We start from the raw sequence: 24876 nt of genomic DNA, 5'->3' as shown, positions 1-24876 counted from the left end.
CTCATGCTGAAGGTGGGCCTGACCGGCGGGATCGGCGCCGGCAAGAGCGAAGTGTCACGGCTGCTCGTCTCGTACGGGGCCGTGCTGATCGACGCGGACCGGATCGCCCGCGAGGTCGTCGAACCCGGGACCCCGGGTCTGGCGGCGGTCGTCGAGGCCTTCGGGCCCGAGGTCCTCACCGTTGAGGGGACGCTCGACCGGCCCAAGCTCGGTTCCGTCGTCTTCGCCGACGCCGAGCGCCTGGCCACGCTCAACGCCATCGTGCACCCGCTGGTCGGGGCCCGGTCGGCGGAGCTGGAGAGCCGGGCGGGCGCCGGTGACGTCGTCGTCCACGACGTGCCCCTGCTCGCCGAGAACGGTCTCGCGCCGCTGTACGACCTCGTGGTCGTGGTGGACGCCTCCCCGGAGACCCAGCTCGACCGGCTGGTACGGCTCCGGGGCATGGCCGAGTCCGAGGCGCGGGCCCGGATGGCCGCCCAGGCCACCCGGGAGCAGCGGCTTGCCGTCGCGGAGCTGGTGATCGACAACGACGGACCGCTCGACGCGCTCGAACCGCAGGTGCGCAAGGTCTGGGACGAGCTGGAGCGCCGCGCGTCGGAATCCGCGTAGCACCGCCCCGCCCCGCTGAGGCCGGTGGCGGACGGCGGAGGACGGCCCGGGCGGCGCCGGGCGGCGGAATGAGGGTGCCGGGTCCGGTGTTCAACCACCTGATCGAAGGGGAAGGATGCCATGGTGGCCGACAGAAACCCGGAAACGCACGTCATCGACTTCCGCGCCGCCGAGCACCTGCTGGCCGCCCGGGACCCTCGTGGCGCCGTGAAGCTGCTGGACTCGGTGATCGCCGCCCACCCCGAGAACACGGCGGCACGCCTGCTGCGCGCCCGTGCGTTCTTCGCCGCCGCGCAGCTGCGCCCGGCCCAGCTGGAGTTCGAGCTGGTCCTGGAGCGGGAGCCGGACAACGCCTTCGCGCACTTCGCGCTGGCCCGCACCTTCGAGCGCTCGGGGCAGACCGCCCAGGCCACCCGGCACTTCCGGCTCGCCGCCGCGCTCGACCCGAAGCCGGAGTACCTCCAGGCCGCCGGGTTCGACACGGAGAAGTTCGACACGGGGAACTAAGGGCGCGGAAGACGAGGGCGCGGAAGACGCAGGCGGCGGAAGACGAGGGCGGGGAAGCAGGGGGGGCGGAGCAGGAAGGGCGGGCGCTCAGCGTCCGCCGCCGCCGTGATCCGGTTCGTACGGCGGGATGTTCCGGCCGGGCTGCCAGTGCGGGCCCTGGCGGATGTGGCGCACCACCATCGTCAGGTCGACCAGTACGACGAGGAACAGCACGCCGCAGGCCGCGGCCCATCCGGGCCGGCCGAGCAGCGCGAAGACGGTCGTCCCGAAGGCGGCCCACAGCAGTCCCCACAGGCCCAGCCAGAAGCGCATGCGCAGGGGGCTGCGCGCGGTCGCCGGTTCGTTCCCGGAACGCATGACGGTCACCATCTCCCGTCGGAGCCCTGAGGGGCACTTCCAGGATGGACCCCGCGGCGGGCCGAGGGAACCGTCTAGTGGATGACGTTGTAGCTGCGCCACGGCAGCGCGTCCGGCCCGACGCTGTTGCTGCTGTTGCTGGGGAGGTAGATGTTGTGCTTCCCCTTGCAGTCGCGCGTCGGGAACAGCCTGATGTCGACCAAGGTGTTGTTCTCGACCCTGGTCACCCCGCTCGGGGCGACGAGGCGGTGGCAGCCGTTCACCGAGGGGCTGGTCTCCGTCACCACGAACTCGCGCTCCGTCTCGTACGAGAGCGTGCCGACCATCGTGCGGCCCAGGCTCGAACAGCCGGCGACGGAGAGAGTGAGCAGCACGGCCCCGGTGGCGGTCGTGAGACGCCGGCGAACGGACATGGCGGTTCCTCTTCTGTCGGAGTCCAGGGCGGGCGGCCCGGCGGCGGCTCGGGTGCACCCGGTCCAGGCCACCTTCGCGCCCCCGGGGCCCCGTGTCATCCGCTGCTGGGCCGCCCGGGCGAACCGGCCTGGCGGCCGTTGTCAGACCCCCGCCGTAAGGTCGGAGGTCCAGTCGCAGAACGTGACACCGACAGGAAGGAGCGGAGCCGTGGCACACACCTGGATCACCAGCGCCGCCGTCTTCCTGCCGGCCGCCCTGCCCCGCGAGGGCCGGGTCGCGTTCTGGGCGCCCGACGGCCGCCCGCTGCCCGACCCGGGGGACAGCGGCGCGGAGCGCGTCGAGCTGACCGTCGCCCGGCGGCACGGCAGCGGCGCCCGCGGCCGGTCCGTCCCCGCCCTCACCCTCCCGATCGACGCCGCCCTGCCCCGTCTCGTCGAGGCCCGCCACCACCCGGCCGCCCACCCCGCGACGGCCGGCTGGGGCGCCGCCGCCCTGCACGCCCTGCATCTGGCCGCCCGGGGCCGCATGCTGCCGGGGCTGACCGCCGACGACCTGGACGCCTGGCGGGCCGGCCCGCTGGACGCCGACGACATCGCCCACCTGCGGGCCGTCGCCGCCGCCCTGCCGTACGAGGCGCACGCCGTGCCGGTCCCCGGAACCGGGCCGCTGCGGCTGCCCGACCCCGAGGCCCTCGTGCGCGCCTTCCTCGACGCCGTCGCCGACACCCTGCCCAGGACCCCGGCCGCCGCGCACGCGGTGGGGGCTCCGTTCGCGGCCCGGGAGCCCCAGCACCTGCCCCGCGCGCGTGCCTGGGCCGCCGAGGCGGCGGCCGGGATGGACGCCGGTGTCCGGGTCTCGCTCCGCCTCGACCTCTCGCCGTACGAACTGTTCGACACGGCGGACGGCACGGACACCACCGACACCCCCGCGGGGGAGCGGCACGCCGCCGCCGCGGTCCTCCAAGTCCACAGCCTCGCCGACCCGACCCTCGTCATCGACGCCACCGCCCTCTGGGCGGGCGACGGCGAGCACTTCGGGCCGCGGGCCCGGATCGACGCCGTCCTCGCCCTGCGCCGGGCCGCCCGCGTCTGGCCCCCGCTCGGCCGGCTCCTGGAGCGGGACGTGCCCGATGTCCTCGCCGTCACCGAGAACGAGCTGTACGAGCTGCTCGGCCCCGCGGCCGCCCGGCTCGCCGACGCCGGGGTCGCGGTCCACTGGCCGCGCGAGCTGGCCCGCTCGCTCAGCGCCTCGGCCGTCGTCCGGACCGCCGCGCCCGGCTCCGCCACCGACGGCACCGCGTTCTTCGACAGCGAGGAACTCCTGCGGTTCAACTGGCAGCTGGCCCTCGACGGCGATCCGCTCACCGAGCGCGAGATGGACCGGCTGGCCGAGGCCCACCGGCCCGTCGTGCGCCTGCGCGACCAATGGGTCGTCGTCGACCCCGACCTCGTCCGCAAGGCCCGCAAGCGGGAACTCGGCCTGCTCGAACCGGTCGACGCCCTCGCCGTCGCCCTCACCGGCACCGCCGAGGTGGACGGCGAGACCGTGCCCGCCGTCCCCGTCGGCGCCCTGGCCGCGCTCCGTGACCGGCTCCTCGCGGGACCCGAGGACGTGCAGGCCCCGCCCGGGCTCACCGCCACCCTCCGCGACTACCAGCTGCGCGGTCTCGCCTGGCTGGACCTGATGACCTCGCTCGGCCTCGGCGGCTGCCTCGCCGACGACATGGGCCTCGGCAAGACCGTCACCCTCATCGCCCTCCATCTGCGGCGCGCCCGCACCGCCCCCACCCTCGTGGTCTGCCCGGCGTCGCTGCTCGGCAACTGGCAGCGCGAGGTGGGGAAGTTCGCCCCCGGCGTGCCCGTGCGGCGCTTCCACGGCACCGACCGCGACCTCGACGGCACCGAGGGAGGCTTCGTCCTCACCACCTACGGCACCCTGCGGACGAGCGCCGCCGAACTGGCCGGGCGGGAATGGGGCATGGTCGTCGCCGACGAGGCCCAGCACGTCAAGAACCCGTTCTCGGCGACCGCGAAGGCACTGCGGGAGATCCCCGCGCCCGCCCGGGTCGCGCTGACCGGCACCCCCGTGGAGAACAACCTCTCCGAACTCTGGGCGCTCCTCGACTGGACCACGCCCGGACTCCTCGGCCCGCTCAAGGCCTTCCGCTCCCGGCATGCCCGCGCCGTCGAGAACCACGAGGAGATCGAGCACGAGGAGGCCGTCGAGCGGCTCGCCCGGCTCGTGCGGCCCTTCCTGCTGCGCCGCCGCAAGTCCGACCCCGGCATCGTCCCCGAACTGCCGCCCAAGACCGAGTCCGACCACCCCGTCTCCCTCACCCGGGAGCAGGCCTCGCTGTACGAGGCGGTCGTCCGCGAGACCATGGCGCAGATCGAGGAGGCCGAGGGCATGGCCCGCCGCGGCCTCGTCATGAAATTGCTGACCTCGCTCAAGCAGATCTGCAACCACCCCGCGCAGTACCTCAAGGAGGCCGCGCCGCGCGGCAGCGGCACCGCGCGCCTGGCCGGCCGCTCGGGGAAGCTGGCCCTGCTCGACGAGCTCCTCGACACGATCCTCGCCGAGGACGGGTCGGTGCTCGTCTTCACCCAGTACGTGTCGATGGCGCGGCTCCTCGCCGACCATCTGGCCGCGCGTGGCATCCAGGCCCAACTCCTGCACGGCGGCACCCCGGTGGCCGAGCGGGAGCGCATGGTCGACCGCTTCCAGGCCGGTGAGGTCCCCGTCTTTCTGCTCTCCCTGAAGGCCGCGGGCACCGGCCTCAACCTCACCCGGGCCGGCCATGTCGTCCACTACGACCGCTGGTGGAACCCGGCGGTCGAGGAGCAGGCCACCGACCGCGCCTACCGCATCGGGCAGACCCAGCCGGTGCAGGTCCACCGGCTCGTCGCCGAGGGCACCGTCGAGGACCGGATCGCCGAGATGCTCCGCGCCAAGCGGGCGCTGGCCGACGCCGTCCTCGGCTCCGGCGAGGCGGCCCTCACCGAACTGACCGACCGGGAGCTCGCCGACCTGGTGTCCCTGAGGAGGCCCTCGTGACCACCCCACGGGGCGCGCGCGGAGCCGCCCCCCGCCACGACGACCGCCGTCGCAGCTTCCCGCAGGTCGCGCCCCGCGAGGCGCCCGACGGCCGGTTCGCCGCCACCTGGTGGGGGAACGCCTGGGTGGAGGCCCTGGAGGACACCGCCCTCGACCCGGCCCGGCTCGCCCGCGGCAAGGCGTACGCGGGCCGCGGGCACGTCGACGCGATCACCGTCACCCCCGGCCGGGTCGTCGCCTACGTCCACGGCAGCCGTCCCCGTCCGTACCGCACCGAGATCAGGATGCGGACCCTCGGCGACGACGGCTGGGAGCGTTTCCTCGACGAGGCCACCGCCCGCCCCGACCACATCGCCGCGCTGCTCGACAAGGACGTGCCGCATGCCCTGGAGGCGGTCGCCGGACTGCTGCCCGCGCCGGGCGACCTCGTCCCCGACTGCTCCTGCCCGGACGACGGTTACCCCTGCAAGCACGCCGCCGCCCTGTGCTACCAGGCCGCGCGGCTGCTCGACGAGGACCCGTTCGTCCTCTTCCTGATGCGCGGCCGCGGCGAGCAGGAGCTGCTCGCCGAGCTCACCCGGCGCAACGCCGCCCTGTCCGCCGCCGAGACCAGCGCCGCCGCGCCGCCGATGCCCACCGTTCCCGCCCGCGCGGTGCTCGGGGCGGCGGAGCGGGCCGGGCCGCCGCTGCCCCCTCCGCTGCCGCTCCCGGACCGGCCGGGCCGGCCCGCCGTCTTCCCGCCCGACCCGGCGGCCCCCGACCCGCTCGCGCTCGACCTCCTGGCCTCCGAAGCCGCCGCCCGCGCCCACGCGTTCCTCGTCACCGGGCAGGACCCGGTCGCCGCGCTCACCCCGTGGCAGGACGCCGTCCGGCTGGCCGCCGCCCACCCCGGCTCCGGGCTCACCGCCTCGACCCGCGCCCTCTACCGGGACCTGGCGTACGCGCTCGACCGCACCCCGACGGACCTCGCGCGGGCCGTCGCCGCCTGGAGACAGGGCGGGGCCGCCGGTCTCGCCGTACTGGAGGAGCCCTGGGATCCGCCGGCCGGTCCGTTCGACCGGGCCAGACCCGCGCTGATCGCCGCCGACTTCCCCGCGTTCCGGCCCTGGCGCAACCGGCTCTCCACCGAGTCCCTCCAGCTCCGCCTCGGCCGGGACGGCCTCTGGTACGGCTACGAGTCGGACGCCGGCCGCGAGGACTGGTGGCCGCGCGGCGCCCCCGACCGTGATCCGGTGGGGGCCCTCACCGACCTCCTGGGGCGTTGACGCACACACGAACGGGCCCCACTCGATGGAGTGAAACCGGTCAACGGCCGGATCCGGCACGTGCGTTTGTCGCGTTGATTCCGGTACGGGCACTTGCCCGCACACCTCCGGAAGGCAGGAAGCCATGAGGCAGATTCGCCGAAGTGGTCTGGCCACACTGTTGGTCACGGGCGGGGCGCTCGCCCTCTCGGCCGGCGCCGCGCACGCCGACTCCGGCGCACAGGGCGCCGCGGTCGGTTCGCCGGGCGTCGGCTCCGGCAACACGGTTCAGCTGCCGGTGCACGTGCCGGTCAACGTCTGCGGCAACACGGTCAGCGTCGTCGGCCTGCTCAACCCGGCCTTCGGAAACGGCTGTGCCAACCGCTCCGCCGAGAAGGAGCCCGACGGTTACGGCTCCGAGGGCGGCTCCCACAAGGACGAGCCCGGCACCCCGCGCGGCGGCGAGCAGGCTGGCGGCTCGCACGGCGGGGGCTCCTCCGACGGCGGTTCGGTCAACGGCGGCGGGTCCTCGGCCGAGACCCATGTCGCGGGCTCTCCCGGCGTCCTCTCCGGGAACGGCATCCAGCTGCCCGTCGACCTCCCCGTGAACGTCAGCGGGAACTCGGTCAACGTGGTCGGTGTCCTCAACCCGGTCTTCGGCAACACCGCGGTCAACGGCCCCTCGAAGCCCGAGCAGCCGATCGAGACGCCGACTCCGCGCCCGCAGACCCCCGTCCGCAACGTCCCGGTCCCGCAGACCGAGACCGAGACCGAGACGGAGAAGCCCGCCCCGGCCCCCGCGCCGCAGGGTGAGACCAGCACGGTCCAGCTCGCGTCCACCGGCTCCGACACCATCGGCTACGCCGCCCCCGCGAGCGCCGCGCTGCTGCTCGGCGGCGCCCTGCTGTACCGCCGCGCGCGCCGCGCCGGGGACCAGGCCTGAGGGTCGGCCCCACGCGGCCGGGCCGACGCACGCTGACGCCCGAGCTGTCAGCCGCGCACCCGGCCGCCGGCCTCCGCGCCGCCGCGACGCCAGGCCCGGAGCACCGCCTCGATGGCCGGTGCGACCCTCGTCCGGGCCTGGTGCCGGGGAACCCCGCCCATCAGCAGCGCGTCGTAGGGCGTGTCGACATGGCGTACGGAGGCACGCACCGCGGCCGTGACCGCGCCGCGGTCCAGCGAGCGGCCGGCGGCCGTGCGCCCCACCCGGCCGCTGCCCTTCGCGGAGGCGTGGACGGCGATCTCCTCCGCCCGGTCCGCCGGGCAGGACGGGAAGAGCCGCAGGATCTCCGCCCGGAGGACCTCGGTGATCTCCGTGTCGAGCGCCGCGCGCCGTACCGCGTCCCTCGCCCGGCGCCTGGCCCGGGCCTCCGCGTCCGCCAGGCAGGCCGCCTCCGCCTCGGCGAGGGCCGCCTCCTCGACGAGCAGGCCCTGGCGTTCGTACCGGGTGCGGCGCCGGTTGTGCCGTACGACCACGGCCCAGAGCGTGCTGTTCTCACGGGCGCGGCGGGTGAGCGCCGTGTCGCCCCGGCGCAGGAACACGAGATGCCCCAGGTCGGCGCAGTCCAGGCAGACCGGGGCGTTGAACTCGACGATCATCCGCTCCAGCGGCCCCTGCCGGCACTCCGAGCAGCGGCGGCGCCGGAGCGGCTCGACGACGACGGGGGCGACGAGGTCCATCGCGCCGCCCCGGTCAGCGCACGCCGGGCGCGGCGGCGGCGATGAACACGGCGAGCGCTTCCTTGGCCTCGGCCGAGCGGCGGGCCCGCTCGCTCTCGTCCACCGCCTCGTGCATGCAGTGGGTCTGCTCGAAGGCCGTCTCGGCGAGCCGGCGGACGTGCGGGTCGTCGCAGACCAGCTGGACGCGGAAGAGCGCCTGCCGGGCGGCGGTGCGCTGCCGGTAGGAGGCGTGGCGGGACTCCTCCGCCTCGTCCGAGCCGGGCTCCTCGACCGCCCGGAACCAGCGGTCGTTCTGGCTGTGCCGGTAGTCGACGACCGCGCCCGCGTAGGCGCTGTAGGTCGCGATCCGCTCCTGGCGGAGCTGTTCGGTCCGGGCGAGCGAGGCGGTGCGCTCGGTGGCCCGCCCCTGGAACCAGTGGGTGGCGATCACGCCCAACAGGGTCCCCGCCACCGCTATCAGCGCCACATCCATGACCGGACGCCCCCTCCTGTCCCGCTGCCGTGTCCGTCGGCCCGAAGGATCTTCAGGCCCTCAGATCATGACAGTCGAGGGGGTGGCGCGTCACTGCCGGTAGCCGCTCAGGAAGCGGCCGATGCGGCTGATCGCGGCGTCGAGGTCGTCGGCGTACGGCAGGGTGAGGATGCGGAAGTGGTCGGGGCGGGGCCAGTTGAAGCCGGTTCCCTGGACGACCTGGATCTTCTCCCGGAGCAGCAGGTCGAGGACGAACTTCTCGTCGTCGTGGATCTTGTGCACGGCGGGGTCGAGGCGCGGGAAGGCGTACAGCGCGCCCTTGGGCTTCACGCAGGAGACGCCCGGGATCTCGTTGAGCTTCTCCCAGGCCCGGTCGCGCTGTTCGCGCAGCCTGCCGCCCGGGGCGGTGAGCTCGTGGATCGACTGCCGGCCGCCGAGCGCGGCCTGGATGGCGTACTGGGCGGGGGCATTGGGGCAGAGCCGCATGGAGGCCAGCATGGTGAGGCCCTCCAGGTAGTTCCTGGCGTGCTGCTTCGGGCCGGTGACGACCAGCCAGCCGGAGCGGAAGCCCGCGACGCGGTAGGTCTTGGAGAGGCCGCCGAAGGTGAGGACGACCAGGTCGGGGGCGAGGGAGGCGGCCGGGTGGTGGACGGCGTCGTCGTAGACGATCTGGTCGTAGATCTCGTCGGCGAGGACCATCAGGCCGTGGCGCCGGGCGAGTTCGAAGATGCCCTCCAGGATCTCCTTCGGGTAGACGGCGCCGGTGGGGTTGTTGGGGTTGATGACGACGACGGCCTTGGTGCGGTCGGTGATCTTCGAGGCCATGTCGTCGAGGTCCGGGTACCAGTCGGCGGACTCGTCGCAGAGGTAGTGCACCGGCTTGCCGCCCGCCAGGGTGGTCACCGCCGTCCACAGCGGGTAGTCCGGGGCGGGTACGAGGACCTCGTCACCGTCCTCCAGGAGGGCCTGGACGGCCATCGAGATCAGCTCGGAGACGCCGTTGCCGAGGAAGACGTCGTCGACGTCCACGTCCGGAAGCCCCATGGACTGGTAGCGCTGGGCGACCGCGCGGCGGGCGGAGAGGATGCCGCGGGAGTCGGTGTAACCGTGGGCCTTGGGGAGCATCCGGATCATGTCCTGGACGATCTCCTCGGGCGCCTCGAAGCCGAAGAGCGCCGGGTTGCCGGTGTTGAGGCGCAGGACGCTGTGGCCCGCCTCCTCCAGCGCGTTGGCGTGCTCGATGACCGGGCCCCGGATCTCGTAACAGACCTCGCTCAGCTTGCTCGACTGCCGGAACTCCATGTCCGATCTCCCCACGTCCCCGGAATCAGTGTTGCTTGGTTTTACCAAGTTCAAGCTTGGAAAGTCCAACAACATGTCTAGACTGCGTCGCATGCCACGTCAGCCACGCCGCCGCAGCTACGACCAGCACTGCGCCGCCGCGCGCGCCCTCGACCTCGTCGGCGACCGCTGGACCCTGCTCGTCGTCCGCGAACTCCTCGCCGGGCCGCGCCGCTACACCGACCTGCACGCCGACCTCCCCGGCGTCAGCACCGACATGCTCGCCGGCCGCCTCAAGGACATGGAGGGCGCCGGGCTCGTCACCCGCCGCCGACTGCCCCCGCCCGCCTCCGCGTTCGTGTACGAGCTCACCCCGCGCGGCCGCGACCTGCTGCCCGTGCTGCGCACCCTCGCCGCCTGGGGGGCGCCCGACCTGGGCGAGCCGCGCCCCACCGACGCCGTCCGCGCGCACTGGTACGCGATCCCGCTGCTCGGCGCGCTCACCGGGCTCGGCGCGGGCGTCGTCCAGATCACCCTGGACGAGGGCGAGTTCTTCGTACGGGTCGGGGACGACGGAGTCCTGGCGTACGGCGACGGGGTCTACGGCGCCGATACGGCGGAGGTGCCCGACGCCCGGCTCAGGACCGACGCGGCGACCTGTCGGGCCCTCGCGGGCGGCGAACTGACGCTCGACGAGGCGGTCGCGTCGGGGCGGGCGGTGCTGGAGAGGACGGAGCGGGTCGCCGGCGTCGGCTGAGGACCTCAGCCGACGGCACCGGCCGTCCGGCCGCCGCTTCCGGCGGACCGTACGGCCAGACTCCGCGCCAGCCGGTCCCGTGCCTCGGTCTGCGCCGCGATCCGCGCGTCGAGCACGGCCAGCCGCTCGCGGGCGATCTCCAGGCCGCGGGCGGACGGCGGGACCGAGGAGATGTCCCCGTCCAGGCAGGAGCGGAAGGCCGACACGTCGTCCAGGGTCAGCCCCGCGTCGAGCAGGTAACGGACGTTCGCCACCCGGGTGACGGCGCCCTCCCCGTACACCCGGTAGCCGTTGGCCGCGCGCTCCGCGGCGATCAGCCCCGCCGCCTCGTAGTGGCGCAGCGCACGCGGCGACACCCCTGTCCGCCGGGCCAGTTCACCGATGCGCAAGGGCGCCACCTCCACCCGCAGTCGTATCACGTGACCAGCGCGCCCCCGTCGACGGGCAGCACCGTCCCGGTCAGGAAGGCGGCGTCCGGAGCCGCCAGCGCGGTGATCGCCCAGGCGACCTCCTCGGGCCGCCCGATCCGGCCCAGCGGGGTGTGCGCGAGCTGCCAGGCCCGCAGCGCCGCGAGCCGCTCGGGGGAGAGGCCCATGTGCTCGGCGATCGGCGTCTCGATCGCCCCGGGCGCGACCGCCACCACCCGGACGCCGTCGGGCGCGAGTTCGAGCGCCCAGCAGCGCGTCAGGGTCTCCAGGGCGCTCTTGGTCGCCGGATAGACGGAGCCGCTCGGCCAGCCGCGCTGGCCGACCGTCGTCGTCACGTTCACCACGACGCCCCGGGACGCGCGCAGCGCGGGGACCGCGGCCTGGGTGAGCAGGACCGGGGCGACGAGGTTGGTCTCCAGGAGCGGGGCGAGCGCGGACCGGTCGAGGGTGCCGAGGGGGCCGCCGCCGGAGACCCCGGCGTTGTTGACGAGCACGTCGAGGCGGCCGTGGGCGGCCAGGGCGGCGGAGACGATCGCCTCGGCCGCGCCCTCCGCCGTGACGTCGGCGACGAACGGATGGATCCCCGGATGCCCTTCGGCGGTCTCCCGCAGCGGAGTCTCCCGGCGCCCGACGGCGACGACCGTCACCCCCTGCCCGGCGAAGGCCCGGGCGGTGGCACGGCCGATGCCGGTGCCCGCGCCGGTGACGACGGCGACCCTGGGGGGCGGGACGGTGTCCTGGGGCGGGTGGTGGAGGGGTGCGGTGGTCGTGACGTCGATGTCCATGCGGCCGATGGTGGAACCCTGACGCCAGTGACAAGGTCAAGCCGGCCCGGCGGAACGGTGTCCGGCCCGTCGTCCTTCGGCGGCCGGGTCAGTGCTCCGGGCTGAGGAACTCCAGCCGGTTCTCGTGGCAGTCGGTGATGTAGAAGCGGCGGTGCCCCGGGAAGTTGCCGTCCCACGTCACCTCGACGCCCCGGGCGGTCAGCCGCTCGGCCAGACCGTCGATGTCGGCGACCAGAATCCCCGGGTGGCCCTTCCGGGACGGACGGAAGTCGTCCTCGACGCCCAGGTGGATCTCCAGCGCGTCCGAGCGCACCCACAGTCCGCCCCGGGCCGCGAGCACCGGGGGCTTGCGGATCTCGGTCATGCCCAGCACGTCGACGTAGAATCGGCGGCACACCTCCTCCTCGCCCGGCGGCAGCGCGAGCTGCACGTGGTGCAGCCCGAGGCCGAAGGGCGATACCGCCTCCGGGGTCTCGTAGGGCAGGGGCGGCTGACGGCGACTCATGCGGAACGGGTCCTTCCCTCGCGGCTACCGGGCGGTCGCCCGGCCCGGTCACCGTAGTCCCGGGGTGTCGGCCGGTACACGTCAGGGGGAGCGGCGGCAGGATGAGCGGGATGCGATACGAGGCGATCACCTGGGAACGGCTGGCGGAGACGCTCGCCGGGCGGCTCGACGCGTCCGCGCCGGCCGACGGCAGCGACTGGCTCAAGGTCGCCGTCGACGGGCCGCCCGCCGCGCCCGGCGGTGAACTCGCCGAACTGCTCGCCGAGGCACTGCGCACGCGCGGGCGCGCGGTCCACGTCGTGGGGACGGCCGGTTTCCTGCGGCCCGCCTCGCTGCGGTACGAGTACGGGAAGCAGGACCCGGACGCGTACTACGACGGCTGGACCGACGTCGGGGCGCTGTGGCGGGAGGTCTTCGGGCCGCTGGAGACGGGCGGCACCGGGCGGGTCCTGCCCGACCTGTGGGACCCCGTCCGGGACCGGGCGACCCGCAGCCCGTACGTGACGCTGCCGCCCGGCGGGGTGCTCGTGGTGCACGGCCCCTTCCTGCTCGGGCACTGGTTCCCCTTCGACCTGACCGTGCACCTGCGCCTCTCACCCGCCGCCCTCGCCCGCCGCACCGAGGAGACCTGGACGCTGCCCGCCTTCGCACGCTACGCGACGGAGGTCGACCCGGCCGGAACGGCGGACGCGGTCGTCCGCGCCGACGACCCACGGCATCCGGCCTGGACGGGGCTGGGAGGGTAGCGGGAGGTGGTTCCGCGCGGAGGCGGCTCCGCGGTGGTGGGGTCTTCGTCAGGTGGGGTATGGCAGCTCCGGGGGGCGGCCGCCTACGACTGTGACCGCTTCCGCGCCCGCGCGGCAGCCCTGCGCGGCGGCCTTCGCCGGGGCCGCGCCCGCGAGCCGCGCCGCCAGGAACGCGCCGGTGAACGCGTCGCCCGCGCCCGTCGAGTCCACCGGCCGCACCGGTGGCGCCGCCACCCGCGCGACGACCGCGCCGCCCTCGGCGACCAGTGCCCCGGCCGCCCCGAGCGTCACCACGACCAGCGGGAAGCGGCGGCTCAACTCCGCTGCCGCCGCCTCCGGCCGGTCGACGCCGGTGAGCGACGCGGCCTCGTCCGCGTTGGGCAGCAGGACCTCGGCGCCGTCCGCCGCCGCCAGGAATCCGTCCACCCCCAGCTCCGCCAGGAACCCCGCCGAGGCCGGGTCCACGCTCACCGGCACCCCGGCGTTCCGGGCGTCCCGCAGCGCCCGCCGGGCCGTCTCACGGCTCGGCGCGGCGAAGAAGAGGTACCCCGACAGGTGCAGCCGGGCCACGCCGTCGAGGAACCCGGCGTTCCAGTCGCCGGGGGAGAGGCGGAGCGCGGCACCGCTGTCGGTGAGGAAGGTGCGCTCCGCCGAGGAGTCCACCAGCGCGATCACGGTGGCGGTCGCCGCCTCCGGGTCCTGGACCAGCAGGGGCCGCACCCCGGCCCGCCGCAGCGCCCGCTCGTGCCAGCCGGCCGCGTCCGCGCCCACCCGGCCGAGGAGCCGCACCTCGCCGCAGCCGGAACGCGCCGCCCAGCAGGCGGCGTTGGCCCCCGCGCCGCCCGGGAGGGTACGGATCTGCGCCGCCGTGTCGGTGGCGGGGGCCAGCGGAGTGCGGTGCCGCGCGACGACATCCGTGACCACGTCCCCGACGACGAGCAGCGCACCCGCCACCGGACTCACCGGCCGCCCGCGCCGGAGCCGGGCTCGGGCGTTCGGGGCGCCGGCCCCGCCCCGTACGCCCCCGTCCCGTACGCGCCCGCGATGCTCGCCGCGAGCCGCACATTGCCCCGTACCGCCGCGAGGTTCGCCTCCAGGGACGCCCCTTCCGTGTGCACCGTCAGGTACTCCAGGAGGAACGGGGTCACCGCCTGGCCCGTGATCCCCTTCTCCTTCGCCTCCGCCAGGCCTCCCGCGAGCACCCGGTCGTGCAGCGCCGGGTCCAACTGCTCCGCCACCGGCACCGGGTTGGCCACGATCAGCGCCGCCCGCGGGCCGCCGAGCCGGTCCTGCGCCCGTATCACCCCGGCCACCTCCGCCGGGCTGCGCAGGGTCCAGTCGACGGGCTCGCCCGAGGAGGAGAGGTAGAAGCCGGGGAAGTGCTCCGTGCCGTACCCGACGACGGTCACGCCCAGCGTCTCCAGGCGCTGGAGCGTCGCGGGCACGTCGAGGATCGACTTGACCCCGGCGCAGACCACCGTGATGCCGACCCGGGCGAGCAGCCGGAGGTCGGCGGACTCGTCCTGGGTCTCGGTCCAGCCGCGGTGCACCCCGCCGAGGCCGCCGGTCGCGAACACCCGGATGCCCGCCGCGTCCGCGAGCCAGGCCGTCGCCGAGACCGTCGTCGCCCCGGTCGCCCCGGCCGCCAGGGCGGGGGCCAGGTCGCGGTGGCCCAGTTTCCGTACGGCCGGGTCCTCGGCGATCCGGGTCAGGGCGGCCCGGTCCAGGCCGACCCTGGCCGTGCCGTCCACGACCGCGACGGTGGCGGGGACGGCGCCGCCGGCCCGCACCAGCTCTTCGAGCTCCAGCGCCACGGCGAGGTTCCGCGGGCGCGGCAGGCCGTGGGCGATGATCGTCGATTCCAGCGCGACGACGGGACGCCCCTCGTGGAGCGCCTCGCGTACCTCTTCGGACACCTGTGTGGACATGTCCCATTCCTGGCGCGACCGCCCGTCCCGCAAACCTCGTTGGCGAGCTCCGGCCACAGGGTGGCCGACGGCTGCGGAATCCGTCACGGGGCGCCCCGCGCGGTCGCGCGCCGGGGCCGCGGGACCGGCCGGGCGCTGCGCCGAAGGGGCGGTGCGGATTTCGTCGCGGTCCGGCGATCCGGGTATCGCGCCTGGTGGAAGGCGAAGCGGAGGGGCTCGCTCCAGCTGGTCCCGGTCCCGGGGCGGTCCCGGACCCCCGCTACAGTCACCGCCCATGACGACACATGACCAGCCTTCCTTCGCCGTGCACATCCCCGACGCGGAGCTTGAGGCCGAGCCGCTCGACCCCGCCCAGATCGTCTCGGGCACGCCCGAGGTGACGGGCAAGGTGCTGTGGGAGTCGGCCGACGGCAAGCAGCTGCGCGGCATCTGGCAGATCACCCCCGGCGTCGTCACCGACACCGAGGCCAACGAGCTCTTCGTGGTGGTCTCCGGCCGGGCGACCGTCGCCGTCGAGGGCGGCGAGACCCTGGAGATCGGCCCCGGCGACGCGTGCGTGCTGCGCGAGGGCGACCGGACGACCTGGACCGTGCACGAGACCCTGCGCAAGGCGTACCACATCAGCCTCTGAGGGACCCGCGTGGGCCTCGAAGTCCCGGAGGGCGGGGCTCCGTTGAGAGTCTGGTAGGAAACCTTCCTATCCGCTAGCATCCCCGGCAGCGGCTTGGCGCGGCGCCCCACCCCAAGGGCGTGACGCGCTCAGCGAGAGCTCTGACCCGGCCGCCGAGCATCACCCCGTCGTGTGGCGCCCCGAATCGCCACCCGGTCGGTCGCCCGTGTCCGCGTTCCGCGGCACGGGCGCCCCGGCCCGCCGCACGGCCGGTCCGTGGTGCCCCCGCACCGGTGTCCAGCTCTCGCCGACCCCCAGGCCAGGGAGCCAGGTATGCGCCTGAACGCCTCCGCCCCACCCCGCTCGACCACCACACCACTGTCCCTCGTCCTCACCGCCGTGCTGCTGCTCGTCGGAGGGCTCCTGCTCGCCCTCCCGGAGCGGGCCGGCGCCGCCGCCGACGTCCTGATATCCCAGGGCCGCCCGGCCACCTCCTCCTCCGTCGAGGACAGCACCTTCGGCCCGGAGAAGGCCTTCGACGGCGTCTCCAGCACCCGCTGGGCCAGCGCCGAGGGCATCGACCCGCAGTGGCTCCAGGTCGACCTCGGACCCTCCGCCACCGTCTCCCGCGTCAAGCTCGTCTGGGAGGCCGCGTACGCCAAGGCCTACCGCGTCGAGATCTCCACCGACGGCACCACCTGGACCCGTCTCGCCAACGAGACCGCCGGGAACGGCGCCACGGACGACTGGACCGGACTCACCGGCCAGGGCCGCTACCTCCGCGTGTACGGGACCGCCCGCGGCACCTCGTACGGCTACTCCCTCTTCGCGGTCGAGGTCTACGGCACCCCCGGCGGCACCACGCCCCCGCCCACCGGCTCCTTCACCGTCGTCGCGGCCGGTGACATCGCCGCCCAGTGCACCGCCTCCAGCAGCTCCTGCGCCCACCCCAAGACGGCGGCCCTCGCCCAGCGGATCGCGCCGTCCTTCTACCTGACGATGGGCGACAACCAGTACGACGACGCCCTGCTCTCCGACTTCCGGAACTACTACGACAAGACCTGGGGCGCCTTCAAGGCGAAGACCCGGCCCGTGCCCGGCAACCACGAGACCTACGACCCGGCCGGCTCGCTCGCCGGCTACAAGTCGTACTTCGGCGCGATCGCCTACCCGCAGGGCAAGCCCTACTACAGCTACGACCAGGGCAACTGGCACTTCGTCGCCCTCGACTCCAACTCCTTCGACGACGCCGCGCAGATCCAGTGGCTCAAGGACGACCTCGCCCGCAACACCAAGGGCTGCCTCGCCGCCTACTTCCACCACCCGCTGTACTCCTCCGGCGGCCACGGCAACGACCCGGTCTCCAAGCCGGTCTGGCAGATCCTCTACGGCGCCAAGGCCGACCTCGTCCTCAACGGACACGACCACCACTACGAGCGCTTCGCCCCGCAGGACCCCAACGGGCGGGCCACCGCCGACGGCATCGTCGAGATCGTCGGCGGCATGGGCGGCGCCGAGCCCTACGACATCGAGACGGTCCAGCCCAACAGCCAGAAGCGGATCAGCGGATCGTACGGCGTCCTGAAGCTCGACCTCACCGACACCACCTACACCTGGCAGTACGTCGGCACCGACAACCAGGTGAAGGACTCCGGCCCGACCTACACCTGCCACTGATGTACCTCGCGACCACCGGTCGCCCCGACGCGCCGCCCGCCCCCTCGGGGGTCCGGCGGCGCGTCCCCGGCACCGTCCTCGCCCTGGGCGCGGTCAGCCTCGTCACCGACGTCTCCTCGGAGATGGTGACCGCCGTCCTGCCGCTCTACCTGGTCCTCGGACTCGGCCTCTCCCCGCTCCAGTTCGGGCTGCTCGACGGCCTGACGACCGGCGCCACCGCACTCGTACGGCTCCTCGGCGGCGCCACCGCCGACCGCGGCGGCCGGCACAAGCAGATCGGCGGACTGGGCTACGCCCTCTCCGCCTGCTCCCGGCTCGGCCTGCTCCTCGCCGGCGGCGCGACCGGCTGGATCGCCACCGCGCTTGCCGCCGACCGGCTCGGCAAGGGCGTCCGCACCGCCCCGCGCGACGCCCTCATCACGCTGCACAGCCCCCCGGAGGACCTGGGACGCGCCTTCGGCACGCACAGGGCCATGGACACCACCGGCGCCCTCCTGGGCCCGCTGGCCGCCTTCGCCCTGCTGTGGGCGACGGCCGACGCGTACGACGCCGTCTTCGCCGTCAGCTTCTGCGTCGGATCGTTCGGCGTCCTGCTGTGGGTGCTGCTCGTCCCCGGCCGGGCCCGGGAGAAGGCCGGGACGGCCCCCGCCCCGGCGCCCGAAGCCCCGGCCGCGCCACGCGCGCGTGGCGGGCTGCTCGCCGGGCTGCGCTCGCCCGCGTACCGGCGGATCGTGCTGTGCGCCGGGCTCCTCGGCGCCGCCACCATCGGCGACTCCTTCCTCTACCTGCTGCTCCAGCGGCGGCTCGCGTTCGACGCGACCTGGTTCCCCTTCCTGCCGCTGGGCGCGGCCGGGGTCTATCTGCTGCTCGCCGTCCCCGCCGGGCGCCTCGCCGACCGGACCGGACGCCGCGGCCCCTTCCTGTACGGCCACGGAGCCCTGCTGCTCGCCTACGGGCTGCTGCTCGCCCCGCTGCCCGACGCGGCGGTCCTGCTCGGCGTCCTGGCCCTCCTCGGGGTCTTCTACGCCACCACCGACGGCGTCCTGATGGCCCTGACCGGCCCCCATCTGACCGAGGGAAGGCAGGCCGGAGGCCTCGCGGTCGTCCAGACCGCCCAAGCCCTCGCCCGGCTCGGGGCGGCCGTCGCGTTCGGCGCCGTGTGGACCGCGAGCGGACCGGAGGCCGCCCTCGTGGCGGCCCTGCTCGCCCTCACGGCGGCCCTCTGCTGCGCCGCGCGGCTGCTCCCCGCGCCACCGCGCACCGGCCGCCGCCGGAAGGCCCCGGAACTCCCCGAACCTCACCGGCCCGCCCCGGCCTCCCAGCCCTCCGAGCCCTCCGAGCCCTCCCAGCCTTCCGAGAGGACGGACTGACCCATGCCCGACCTGACCGGCGCCCGCCCGTCCACCCGTACGCGCGTGTGGATCCTCGTCCTCGCGCTCCTGATCCTGGGCGGCGGCGCCACCGCCTACACCCTGCGGGCCGCCACGGGGCGCGAGGCCGCGGCCACCGGAACCGCCGACCCCGGCTTCACCCTCGACGCCGGGACCGGCACGCTCTACGTCCGGGACACCACCAGCGGGCGCATCGCGCGCGTGGACCCGTCCGCGCCCGGCGGCCGGGTGGTCGGCGGTCCCTCCTGCGACCGCTTCCACGCCGCCGGCGGCACCGCTCTCTGCCTCCAGCGCAGACCGGGCGTCCCGGCCCGCTCGTACGCCCTCGTGCTCGACCGGCAGCTGCGCGAGGTGCGCCGCATCGGGCTGCCCGGCATCCCCAGCCGGGCCAGGGTCTCGGCCTCGGGGAACATGCTCGCCTGGACGATGTTCGCGACCGGCGACTCCTACGCCCGCTCGGCCTTCTCCACCCGCACCTCGATCCTCGACCTCAGGACCGGCTACCTGGTGAAGAACATGGAGCAGATCCCGCTCACCCTCGACGGCCGCCGCCACCACGCCCCCGACGTCAACTACTGGGGCGTCAGCTTCGCCGCCGACGACAACCGCTTCTACGCCACCGTCTCCACCGGCGGCCGCACCCACCTCGTCGAGGGCGACATGCGCGGCTGGTCGGCCCGGGCCCTGCGGGAGAACGTCGAGTGCCCCTCGCTCTCCCCTGACGGCACTCGCCTCGCGTTCAAGAAGCGGGTCTCCGACGGACCGGACGAGCCGTGGCGGCTGTACGTGTACGAGCTCGCCACCGGGCGGGAACACGCGGTGGCGGAGCGGCGCGGCATCGACGACCAGGCGCTGTGGACGGACCGGGACACCCTCGCGTACGGGTACGGGGGAGGGGTCTGGACGGTCCCGGCCGACGGCACGGGAGCCCCGAGGCAGCGGGCGGCCGGCGCCTCGTCCCCGGCCGCGCCGCACTGACCGGGCGGACGCGCGCGTGGGGCGGCCCGTACGGGCGCGGGGGGCGGCCCGTACGCGCGCTTGGGCCGGGCGTACGCGCGCGTGGGGCGCCGTACGCGGGCGTGAGCCGGCCTCAGGCCTTCCGGAGCGAGCCGCGCAGCGCGAGCGCCGCCATCGGCAGCAGCAGGCACGCGGCGACGGCGTTCAGCGGCCCGTAGCCCGCCTGCGCGACGATCAGGCCCGCCGCCAGGCCGCCGAGACCGGCGGCGGTGTTCATGACGAAGTCGGAGAGTCCCTGGACCGCCGCCCGGGCGGCCTGCGGCACCGAGTCCGTGAGCAGCGCGGAGCCGGAGACCAGCCCCGCCGACCACCCCAGACCGAGGACGAAGAGCCCCAGGGCGGTCCGGCCGTGGCTGGGCCCCGCCGTGCCCGCGACCAGCGCGGCCAGTCCGATCAGTCCGACCGCGAGTCCGATCACCGCGAGTCGGCCGAGCCGGTCGGAGAGCCAGCCCATCAGGGGTGAGAAGGCGTACATGCCCGCGATGTGCCCGCTGATCACGAGCCCGATCAGCTGGATGTCCGCGCCGTGGTGGGTGAGCGCCACGGGGGTCATCGACATGATCGACACCATCGCGGTGTGCGAGCCGGCCACCGTGACGAGGGCGAGCCGGGCCTTCGGGGACTCCCGGACCGCCCGCATCCCGGCGCGCAGCGAGCGCGCCTCCACCGTGTCGCCCGTCCCGGTGTCGGCCATCGCGCGGGCGGTGAGGAGCGGGTCCGGGCGCAGCAGCAGGGCCACCATGACCGCCGCGACCACGAAGACCCCGGCCGCCCAGACGAAGGGGCCCGCGGTGGCGGGTATCCCCAGGCCCGCGACGCTCCGGCCGGCCGGCGCGGCGATGTTCGGGCCGAGCACCGCCCCGATCGTGGTCGCCCACACCACGGTGGAGATGGCGCGTGCCCTGCGCTCGGGTTCGGCCAGGTCGGCGGCGGCGAAGCGGGCCGCCAGGTTGGCCGAGGACCCGGCGCCGAAGCCGACGAGGCCGAGGAGCAGCAGGGGGAAGCTGCCGACGACCGCCCCGAGCACGGCGACCCCGGCGCCGACGGCTCCGATGAGGTACGCGAGGACGAGCCCGGCCCGGCGGCCGCGTGCGGACATGAGGGCGGCCAGCGGCATGGCGAGCAGCGCGGGTCCGGCGACGGTCGCGGTCGACGCGAGACCGGAGAGGGCCTCGGAGCCGCTGACGTCCCTGGCCAGGACGGCGGCGAGGGCGACGCCGGTGGCGATGCCCAGACCCCCCAGGATCTGGGTGGCGACGAGCACGGCCTGGACGCGGCGGCGCAGCGCGGGCAGCTCGACGGCGGTGACGGGCGCGGATATGTGCTCGGGGAGCGTCGAGTCAGGGGCACCGGGGGTCTGGGTCACTTACGTGAGTGTGCCAGCCGTCCCACCCGAGGGGAACGCCACCCGGCCCGCGCGGGCCCGGGGCGGACGCTCAGAACAGCGGCGCGGGCAGCACGCCCTCCAGCGCGAGCAGTCGGCGCTTGGTCTCCAGACCGCCGCCGAAGCCGCCGAGCCCGCCGTCGCTCTCCACCACGCGGTGGCACGGCACGACCAGCGGCAGCGGATTGGAGCCCATCGCCGCCCCCACCGCCTGCGCGGCCCCCGGCTGCCCCACGCGCCTGGCCAGCTCCCCGTACCCGACGACCGTGCCGTACGGGACACCGCTCGCCAGTTCGCGCAGCACCTGCCGGTTGAATCCGGTGGTGAGGCTCCAGTCCAGGGGCAGGTCGAGCGCGTCCGGCTCACCGGCGAAGTACCGGTCGAGGCGTCGCACCGGCTCGGCGAGAAGTCCCGAGGCGCGCTCCACCGGCTCCGCGCCGAGCTGTCCCGCCAGCCGCGCCGGCATCCGCTCCCGGCGCTCCGCGTCGGCGTGGAACTCGACGCGGACGAGCCCGCGCCCGGTCGCGGCGAGGAAGAGCGGCCCGATGGCGCTCTCCACGACGGTCCACTCCACCACCGTGGCCGCCCGCCCGTCGTCCGTCGGCCCCGTTTCGATGTCCATGACGCCACCGTACGACCCGGCACCGACAGCGCGGTCGGAAGCGACTCCCGGCCGTCCGGCCGCGCGGGTCCCGATGCCGGGGAGAGAAGATCACGGGCCGGTCTCGCTCCGGTCTCGCGAGGGGAAATTCCCCGGTCACATGGTCGTGCGGCCCCCGGCGCGCCATAATCTCGCCCCGGTAGTACTACCCAGCGGTACCGACTGTTTTCGGACGACGTGGCACCAGGGGTGGAGGACATACGCTCATGCAGGGCACGGTCGACGGATTCAGCTACGGGCTCGTCACGCCGGTGGCCGCCTTTCTCATGGCGTGCCTGGGCGGCGCCCTCGGCCTTCGGTGCACCACGAGATCGCTCCGCCACCGCGACAGCTTCAAGGCGGGCTGGCTCGCCCTCGGCGCCACCTCGATCGGCACCGGCATCTGGACCATGCACTTCATCGCGATGATGGGCTTCTCCGTCGCTCAGGCGCCCATCAACTACGACCTCCCCATCACCTTCGCCAGCCTGGGCGTCGCCGTCCTCATGGTCGGCATCGGCATCTTCATCGTGGGATACCGCGGGGCGACCGCCCTCACCCTGGTCACCGGCGGGACCATCACCGGTCTCGGCGTCGCCACCATGCACTACCTCGGGATGGCCGGGATGCGCCTCCAGGGGCGCATCGAGTACGACACGCTCACCGTCGCCCTGTCCGTGGTCATCGCCGTCGTGGCCGCCACCGCGGCCCTCTGGGCGGCCGTCTCCGTCCATGGATTTCTGGCCAGTCTCGGCGCCAGCCTGGTGATGGGCGTCGCCGTCAGTGGTATGCACTACACCGCCATGGCGGCGGTCAGCGTCCATCTGCACGGCGGGGGCCCCGCCACCGCCACCGGGGGCACCGCCTCACCGCTGCTGCCGATGCTGATCGGCCCGGCGGTCTTCCTCATCCTGGCCGCCGTCGTCGTCATGTTCGACCCGCTGCTCGTGATGGGGGACCCGGACTGGCAGGCGACGGCCCGGGCGCCGTACCGCCCCGGTGTGCCCGCCCCGCGTCACGTCCCGTCCTACGGGGAGCCCGCGAACTGGACGGCCCGCCCCGCGGGCCGGGCCGCTCGCAGGGGCGTCCCGCGGGCCGGCCACCGCTCCCAGGACTGGTGACCGGGGCCCTCGCGGGGGCCGATCACCGCCCGACTGTCAGTGCCGGGTCGTACGGTGGTTGCATGCGGCCCGTTTCCAAGATCGAACGTTCGGTGGCGCCCTTCGAGGTCGTCAGTGAGTACAAGCCCAGCGGCGACCAGCCGGCGGCCATCGCCGACCTGGAGCGGCGCATCCGCGCGGGCGAGAAGGACGTCGTGCTCCTCGGTGCCACCGGCACCGGAAAGTCGGCCACCACCGCGTGGATGATCGAGAAGCTCCAGCGCCCCACCCTGGTGATGGCGCCGAACAAGACGCTGGCGGCCCAGCTGGCGAACGAGTTCCGCGAGCTCCTCCCGAACAACGCGGTGGAGTACTTCGTCTCGTACTACGACTACTACCAGCCCGAGGCGTACGTGCCGCAGTCGGACACGTACATCGAGAAGGACTCCTCGATCAACGAGGAGGTGGAGCGGCTCCGCCACTCCGCGACGAACTCCCTGCTCACCCGCAGGGACGTCGTCGTGGTCGCCTCCGTCTCCTGCATCTACGGCCTCGGCACGCCCCAGGAGTACGTGGACCGGATGGTCCCGCTCAAGGTCGGCGAGGAGGTCGACCGCGACCAGCTGCTGCGCCGCTTCGTCGACATCCAGTACACGCGCAACGACCTCGCGTTCACCCGCGGCACCTTCCGCGTCCGCGGCGACACCATCGAGATCTTCCCGGTGTACGAGGAGCTCGCCGTCCGCATCGAGATGTTCGGCGACGAGATCGAGGCCCTCTCCACCCTCCACCCGCTCACCGGCGAGGTCATCAGCGAGGACCGCGAGCTGTACGTGTTCCCCGCCAGCCACTACGTCGCGGGCCCCGAGCGCATGGAGCGCGCGGTCAACGACATCGAGCGCGAGCTGGAGGGCCGCCTCGCCGAACTCGACAAGCAGGGCAAGCACCTGGAGTCCCAGCGCCTGCGCATGCGCACCACGTACGACATCGAGATGATGCGCCAGATCGGCTCCTGCTCCGGCATCGAGAACTACTCGATGCACTTCGACGGCCGCGAGCCCGGCTCCGCGCCCAACACCCTCCTCGACTACTTCCCCGAGGACTTCCTCCTCGTCATCGACGAGTCGCACGTCACCGTGCCGCAGATCGGCGCCATGTACGAGGGCGACGCCTCCCGCAAGCGGACCCTGGTCGACCACGGCTTCCGGCTCCCGTCCGCCCTCGACAACCGCCCGCTGAAGTGGGAGGAGTTCCAGGAGCGCATCGGCCAGACCGTCTACCTCTCGGCCACCCCCGGGACGTACGAGCTGTCGCGCGGCGACGGCTTCGTCGAGCAGATCATCCGCCCGACCGGCCTGGTCGACCCCGAGGTCGTCGTCAAGCCCACCGAGGGCCAGATCGACGACCTGGTCCACGAGATCAGGCTGCGCACGGAGCGGGACGAGCGGGTCCTCGTCACCACCCTCACCAAGAAGATGGCCGAGGACCTCACGGACTACTTCCTCGAGCTCGGCATCCAGGTGCGCTACCTCCACAGCGACGTCGACACCCTGCGCCGGATCGAGCTCCTCCGCGAGCTGCGCGCCGGAGAGTACGACGTCCTCGTCGGCATCAACCTCCTCCGCGAGGGCCTCGACCTCCCCGAGGTCTCCCTCGTCGCCATCCTCGACGCCGACAAGCAGGGCTTCCTGCGCTCCGGCACCTCCCTGATCCAGACCATCGGCCGCGCCGCGCGCAACGTCTCGGGCCAGGTCCACATGTACGCCGACCGGATCACCCCGGCGATGGAGCAGGCCATCGACGAGACCAACCGGCGCCGCGAGAAGCAGATCGCGTACAACACCGAGCACGGCATCGACCCGCAGCCGCTCCGCAAGAAGATCAACGACATCGTCGCGACCATCGCGCGCGAGGAGATCGACACCGAGGAGCTGCTCGGCACCGGCTACCGCCAGGGCAAGGAGGGCAAGGGCACCAAGGCCCCCGTCCCCTCGCTCGCCGCGCACGGCGTCAAGGGCAAGGGCAAGGCCGGCTCCACCGTCGAGCTCGGCGACCGGCCCGCCACCGAACTGGCCGCGATCATCGAGGAGATGACCGACCGGATGCGCGCCGCCGCCGCCGAGCTGCAGTTCGAGGTCGCCGCCCGGCTCCGCGACGAAGTGGGGGAGCTGAAGAAGGAGTTGCGCCAGATGAAGGAGGCGGGACTCGCCTGACCGGACGCGGTCCGGTGTGTTGCAAGACCGACACAAAACCGGACCGCACCTCCGCGGTGTCGGTGGCGCTGCGTAGG

25 protein-coding genes are annotated in these 24876 nt (G+C 74.3%); 13 read left to right on the top strand and 12 right to left on the bottom strand.

Translation table 11 applies throughout. The features are described 5' to 3' along the window. Nucleotides 1-3 precede the first annotated feature (3 nt). Both coaE and DEJ43_RS08025 read left to right on the top strand, forming a co-directional pair. A complete protein-coding gene (gene coaE, locus DEJ43_RS08030; RefSeq protein WP_015032826.1) occupies nt 4-609 on the top strand; it encodes a dephospho-CoA kinase in 606 nt (201 codons plus the stop codon). A gap of 123 nt (nt 610-732) precedes the next feature. Then, nucleotides 733-1116 (top strand): tetratricopeptide repeat protein, encoded by a 384-nt coding sequence (locus tag DEJ43_RS08025; RefSeq protein ID WP_041663743.1) that lies wholly within the window; start codon nt 733-735, stop codon nt 1114-1116. 87 nt (nt 1117-1203) lie between these two features. Here DEJ43_RS08025 and DEJ43_RS08020 read toward each other — a convergent pair whose 3' ends face one another. Next, nucleotides 1204-1473, bottom strand: coding sequence for a DUF6343 family protein (locus DEJ43_RS08020; protein ID WP_041663742.1), 270 nt, complete (start codon nt 1471-1473; stop codon nt 1204-1206). Nucleotides 1474-1547: 74 nt separating this feature from the next. Further along, nucleotides 1548-1886, bottom strand: a complete 339-nt coding sequence (locus DEJ43_RS08015) for a hypothetical protein (protein WP_041662237.1) — start codon at nt 1884-1886, stop codon at nt 1548-1550. Nucleotides 1887-2094: 208 nt separating this feature from the next. On the opposite strand from DEJ43_RS08015, the gene DEJ43_RS08010 reads away from it, so the two are divergent. The 3 genes from DEJ43_RS08010 to DEJ43_RS08000 all read left to right on the top strand — a co-directional run bounded on the left by DEJ43_RS08010 (nt 2095) and on the right by DEJ43_RS08000 (nt 7128). After that, complete coding sequence (locus DEJ43_RS08010) at nt 2095-4941, top strand: DEAD/DEAH box helicase (RefSeq protein WP_015032823.1); 2847 nt, start codon at nt 2095-2097, stop codon at nt 4939-4941. Continuing rightward, nucleotides 4938-6206 carry an SWIM zinc finger family protein gene (locus tag DEJ43_RS08005; protein ID WP_015032822.1) on the top strand — a complete coding sequence of 423 codons (1269 nt, stop codon included), beginning with the start codon at nt 4938-4940 and terminating at the stop codon, nt 6204-6206. Before DEJ43_RS08010 ends, DEJ43_RS08005 begins: the two co-directional genes overlap by 4 nt. Before the next feature lie 124 nt (nt 6207-6330). After that, nucleotides 6331-7128, top strand: a complete 798-nt coding sequence (locus DEJ43_RS08000) for a chaplin (RefSeq protein ID WP_015032821.1) — start codon at nt 6331-6333, stop codon at nt 7126-7128. A gap of 47 nt (nt 7129-7175) precedes the next feature. On the opposite strand, the gene DEJ43_RS07995 is transcribed toward DEJ43_RS08000, so the two are convergent. The 3 genes from DEJ43_RS07995 to DEJ43_RS07985 form a co-directional block, all read right to left on the bottom strand. Further along, nucleotides 7176-7865 (bottom strand): DUF2293 domain-containing protein, encoded by a 690-nt coding sequence (locus DEJ43_RS07995; RefSeq protein ID WP_015032820.1) that lies wholly within the window; start codon nt 7863-7865, stop codon nt 7176-7178. Between the two features lie 13 nt (nt 7866-7878). Beyond that, complete coding sequence (locus tag DEJ43_RS07990) at nt 7879-8337, bottom strand: hypothetical protein (RefSeq protein ID WP_015032819.1); 459 nt, start codon at nt 8335-8337, stop codon at nt 7879-7881. A gap of 90 nt (nt 8338-8427) precedes the next feature. Then, on the bottom strand, nt 8428-9639 hold the full coding sequence (locus tag DEJ43_RS07985; RefSeq protein ID WP_015032818.1) for a pyridoxal phosphate-dependent aminotransferase: 1212 nt from the start codon (nt 9637-9639) through the stop codon (nt 8428-8430). A 91-nt stretch (nt 9640-9730) separates the two neighbouring features. Between DEJ43_RS07985 and DEJ43_RS07980 the strand changes: the two genes are divergently transcribed. Further along, nucleotides 9731-10375 (top strand): winged helix-turn-helix transcriptional regulator, encoded by a 645-nt coding sequence (locus tag DEJ43_RS07980; RefSeq protein ID WP_015032817.1) that lies wholly within the window; start codon nt 9731-9733, stop codon nt 10373-10375. A gap of 5 nt (nt 10376-10380) precedes the next feature. Here DEJ43_RS07980 and DEJ43_RS07975 read toward each other — a convergent pair whose 3' ends face one another. From DEJ43_RS07975 to DEJ43_RS07965, 3 genes are all read right to left on the bottom strand, one after another. After that, complete coding sequence (locus DEJ43_RS07975) at nt 10381-10764, bottom strand: MerR family transcriptional regulator (protein ID WP_041662235.1); 384 nt, start codon at nt 10762-10764, stop codon at nt 10381-10383. 26 nt (nt 10765-10790) lie between these two features. Further along, a complete protein-coding gene (locus DEJ43_RS07970) occupies nt 10791-11588 on the bottom strand; it encodes an SDR family NAD(P)-dependent oxidoreductase (protein WP_015032815.1) in 798 nt (265 codons plus the stop codon). An 88-nt stretch (nt 11589-11676) separates the two neighbouring features. Beyond that, on the bottom strand, nt 11677-12093 hold the full coding sequence (locus DEJ43_RS07965) for a VOC family protein (protein WP_015032814.1): 417 nt from the start codon (nt 12091-12093) through the stop codon (nt 11677-11679). A 110-nt stretch (nt 12094-12203) separates the two neighbouring features. Here DEJ43_RS07965 and DEJ43_RS07960 point away from each other — a divergent pair, with 110 nt between their 5' ends. Continuing rightward, nucleotides 12204-12839 carry a nucleoside/nucleotide kinase family protein gene (locus DEJ43_RS07960; RefSeq protein WP_015032813.1) on the top strand — a complete coding sequence of 212 codons (636 nt, stop codon included), beginning with the start codon at nt 12204-12206 and terminating at the stop codon, nt 12837-12839. A 48-nt stretch (nt 12840-12887) separates the two neighbouring features. Here DEJ43_RS07960 and DEJ43_RS07955 read toward each other — a convergent pair whose 3' ends face one another. Both DEJ43_RS07955 and DEJ43_RS07950 read right to left on the bottom strand, forming a co-directional pair. Beyond that, nucleotides 12888-13802, bottom strand: a complete 915-nt coding sequence (locus DEJ43_RS07955; protein WP_015032812.1) for a carbohydrate kinase family protein — start codon at nt 13800-13802, stop codon at nt 12888-12890. Beyond that, nucleotides 13799-14767: a pseudouridine-5'-phosphate glycosidase gene (locus DEJ43_RS07950; protein WP_106433688.1), complete on the bottom strand. Its 969-nt coding sequence runs from the start codon at nt 14765-14767 to the stop codon at nt 13799-13801. Before DEJ43_RS07950 ends, DEJ43_RS07955 begins: the two co-directional genes overlap by 4 nt. 274 nt (nt 14768-15041) lie before the next feature. Here DEJ43_RS07950 and DEJ43_RS07945 point away from each other — a divergent pair, with 274 nt between their 5' ends. The 4 genes from DEJ43_RS07945 (at nt 15042) to DEJ43_RS07930 (ending at nt 19423) form a co-directional block, all read left to right on the top strand. Next, nucleotides 15042-15398, top strand: coding sequence for a cupin domain-containing protein (locus DEJ43_RS07945; protein WP_015032810.1), 357 nt, complete (start codon nt 15042-15044; stop codon nt 15396-15398). Nucleotides 15399-15710: 312 nt separating this feature from the next. After that, nucleotides 15711-17054 (top strand): discoidin domain-containing protein, encoded by a 1344-nt coding sequence (locus DEJ43_RS07940; protein ID WP_015032809.1) that lies wholly within the window; start codon nt 15711-15713, stop codon nt 17052-17054. Further along, nucleotides 17054-18424: an MFS transporter gene (locus tag DEJ43_RS07935; RefSeq protein WP_015032808.1), complete on the top strand. Its 1371-nt coding sequence runs from the start codon at nt 17054-17056 to the stop codon at nt 18422-18424. Before DEJ43_RS07940 ends, DEJ43_RS07935 begins: the two co-directional genes overlap by 1 nt. 3 nt (nt 18425-18427) lie before the next feature. Continuing rightward, on the top strand, nt 18428-19423 hold the full coding sequence (locus tag DEJ43_RS07930) for a TolB-like translocation protein (protein WP_015032807.1): 996 nt from the start codon (nt 18428-18430) through the stop codon (nt 19421-19423). Between the two features lie 112 nt (nt 19424-19535). Here the strand turns inward: DEJ43_RS07930 and DEJ43_RS07925 are convergent, their stop codons facing one another. Together DEJ43_RS07925 and DEJ43_RS07920 are read right to left on the bottom strand one after the other, a co-directional pair. Then, on the bottom strand, nt 19536-20828 hold the full coding sequence (locus tag DEJ43_RS07925) for an MFS transporter (protein ID WP_015032806.1): 1293 nt from the start codon (nt 20826-20828) through the stop codon (nt 19536-19538). Between the two features lie 70 nt (nt 20829-20898). Continuing rightward, complete coding sequence (locus DEJ43_RS07920) at nt 20899-21468, bottom strand: methylated-DNA--[protein]-cysteine S-methyltransferase (RefSeq protein ID WP_015032805.1); 570 nt, start codon at nt 21466-21468, stop codon at nt 20899-20901. A 245-nt stretch (nt 21469-21713) separates the two neighbouring features. Here DEJ43_RS07920 and DEJ43_RS07915 point away from each other — a divergent pair, with 245 nt between their 5' ends. Continuing rightward, the gene (locus DEJ43_RS07915) at nt 21714-22607 is read left to right on the top strand and encodes an MHYT domain-containing protein (RefSeq protein WP_015032804.1); all 894 of its coding nucleotides are present in this window, start codon (nt 21714-21716) and stop codon (nt 22605-22607) included. 62 nt (nt 22608-22669) lie between these two features. After that, entirely contained in the window at nt 22670-24799 is a 2130-nt protein-coding gene (gene uvrB / locus DEJ43_RS07910; protein ID WP_041662234.1) for an excinuclease ABC subunit UvrB, read from the top strand. Nucleotides 24800-24876 lie beyond the last annotated feature (77 nt).

Source organism: Streptomyces venezuelae ATCC 10712 (assembly GCF_008639165.1).
GTDB classification, from domain to species: Bacteria; Actinomycetota; Actinomycetes; order Streptomycetales; family Streptomycetaceae; genus Streptomyces; species Streptomyces venezuelae.
Note: the sequence above shows the minus strand (reverse complement) of the source record. Positions and strands in the feature narration are given on the sequence as shown.

What these genes read in the sequence shown, in the direction of transcription:
- DEJ43_RS07990 (WP_015032819.1), bottom strand. Translation starts at nt 8,337, where the DNA reads ATGGATGTGGCGCTGATAGCGGTGGCGGGGACCCTGTTGGGCGTGATC.
- DEJ43_RS07920 (WP_015032805.1), bottom strand. Translation starts at nt 21,468, where the DNA reads ATGGACATCGAAACGGGGCCGACGGACGACGGGCGGGCGGCCACGGTG.
- DEJ43_RS08015 (WP_041662237.1), bottom strand. Translation starts at nt 1,886, where the DNA reads ATGTCCGTTCGCCGGCGTCTCACGACCGCCACCGGGGCCGTGCTGCTC.
- DEJ43_RS08020 (WP_041663742.1), bottom strand. Translation starts at nt 1,473, where the DNA reads ATGCGTTCCGGGAACGAACCGGCGACCGCGCGCAGCCCCCTGCGCATG.
- uvrB (WP_041662234.1), top strand. Translation starts at nt 22,670, where the DNA reads ATGCGGCCCGTTTCCAAGATCGAACGTTCGGTGGCGCCCTTCGAGGTC.
- DEJ43_RS07915 (WP_015032804.1), top strand. Translation starts at nt 21,714, where the DNA reads ATGCAGGGCACGGTCGACGGATTCAGCTACGGGCTCGTCACGCCGGTG.
- DEJ43_RS07930 (WP_015032807.1), top strand. Translation starts at nt 18,428, where the DNA reads ATGCCCGACCTGACCGGCGCCCGCCCGTCCACCCGTACGCGCGTGTGG.
- coaE (WP_015032826.1), top strand. Translation starts at nt 4, where the DNA reads ATGCTGAAGGTGGGCCTGACCGGCGGGATCGGCGCCGGCAAGAGCGAA.
- DEJ43_RS07985 (WP_015032818.1), bottom strand. Translation starts at nt 9,639, where the DNA reads ATGGAGTTCCGGCAGTCGAGCAAGCTGAGCGAGGTCTGTTACGAGATC.
- DEJ43_RS08000 (WP_015032821.1), top strand. Translation starts at nt 6,331, where the DNA reads ATGAGGCAGATTCGCCGAAGTGGTCTGGCCACACTGTTGGTCACGGGC.
- DEJ43_RS07965 (WP_015032814.1), bottom strand. Translation starts at nt 12,093, where the DNA reads ATGAGTCGCCGTCAGCCGCCCCTGCCCTACGAGACCCCGGAGGCGGTA.
- DEJ43_RS07980 (WP_015032817.1), top strand. Translation starts at nt 9,731, where the DNA reads ATGCCACGTCAGCCACGCCGCCGCAGCTACGACCAGCACTGCGCCGCC.
- DEJ43_RS07960 (WP_015032813.1), top strand. Translation starts at nt 12,204, where the DNA reads ATGCGATACGAGGCGATCACCTGGGAACGGCTGGCGGAGACGCTCGCC.
- DEJ43_RS07935 (WP_015032808.1), top strand. Translation starts at nt 17,054, where the DNA reads ATGTACCTCGCGACCACCGGTCGCCCCGACGCGCCGCCCGCCCCCTCG.
- DEJ43_RS07940 (WP_015032809.1), top strand. Translation starts at nt 15,711, where the DNA reads ATGCGCCTGAACGCCTCCGCCCCACCCCGCTCGACCACCACACCACTG.
- DEJ43_RS07945 (WP_015032810.1), top strand. Translation starts at nt 15,042, where the DNA reads ATGACGACACATGACCAGCCTTCCTTCGCCGTGCACATCCCCGACGCG.
- DEJ43_RS07995 (WP_015032820.1), bottom strand. Translation starts at nt 7,865, where the DNA reads ATGGACCTCGTCGCCCCCGTCGTCGTCGAGCCGCTCCGGCGCCGCCGC.
- DEJ43_RS07950 (WP_106433688.1), bottom strand. Translation starts at nt 14,767, where the DNA reads ATGTCCACACAGGTGTCCGAAGAGGTACGCGAGGCGCTCCACGAGGGG.
- DEJ43_RS07970 (WP_015032815.1), bottom strand. Translation starts at nt 11,588, where the DNA reads ATGGACATCGACGTCACGACCACCGCACCCCTCCACCACCCGCCCCAG.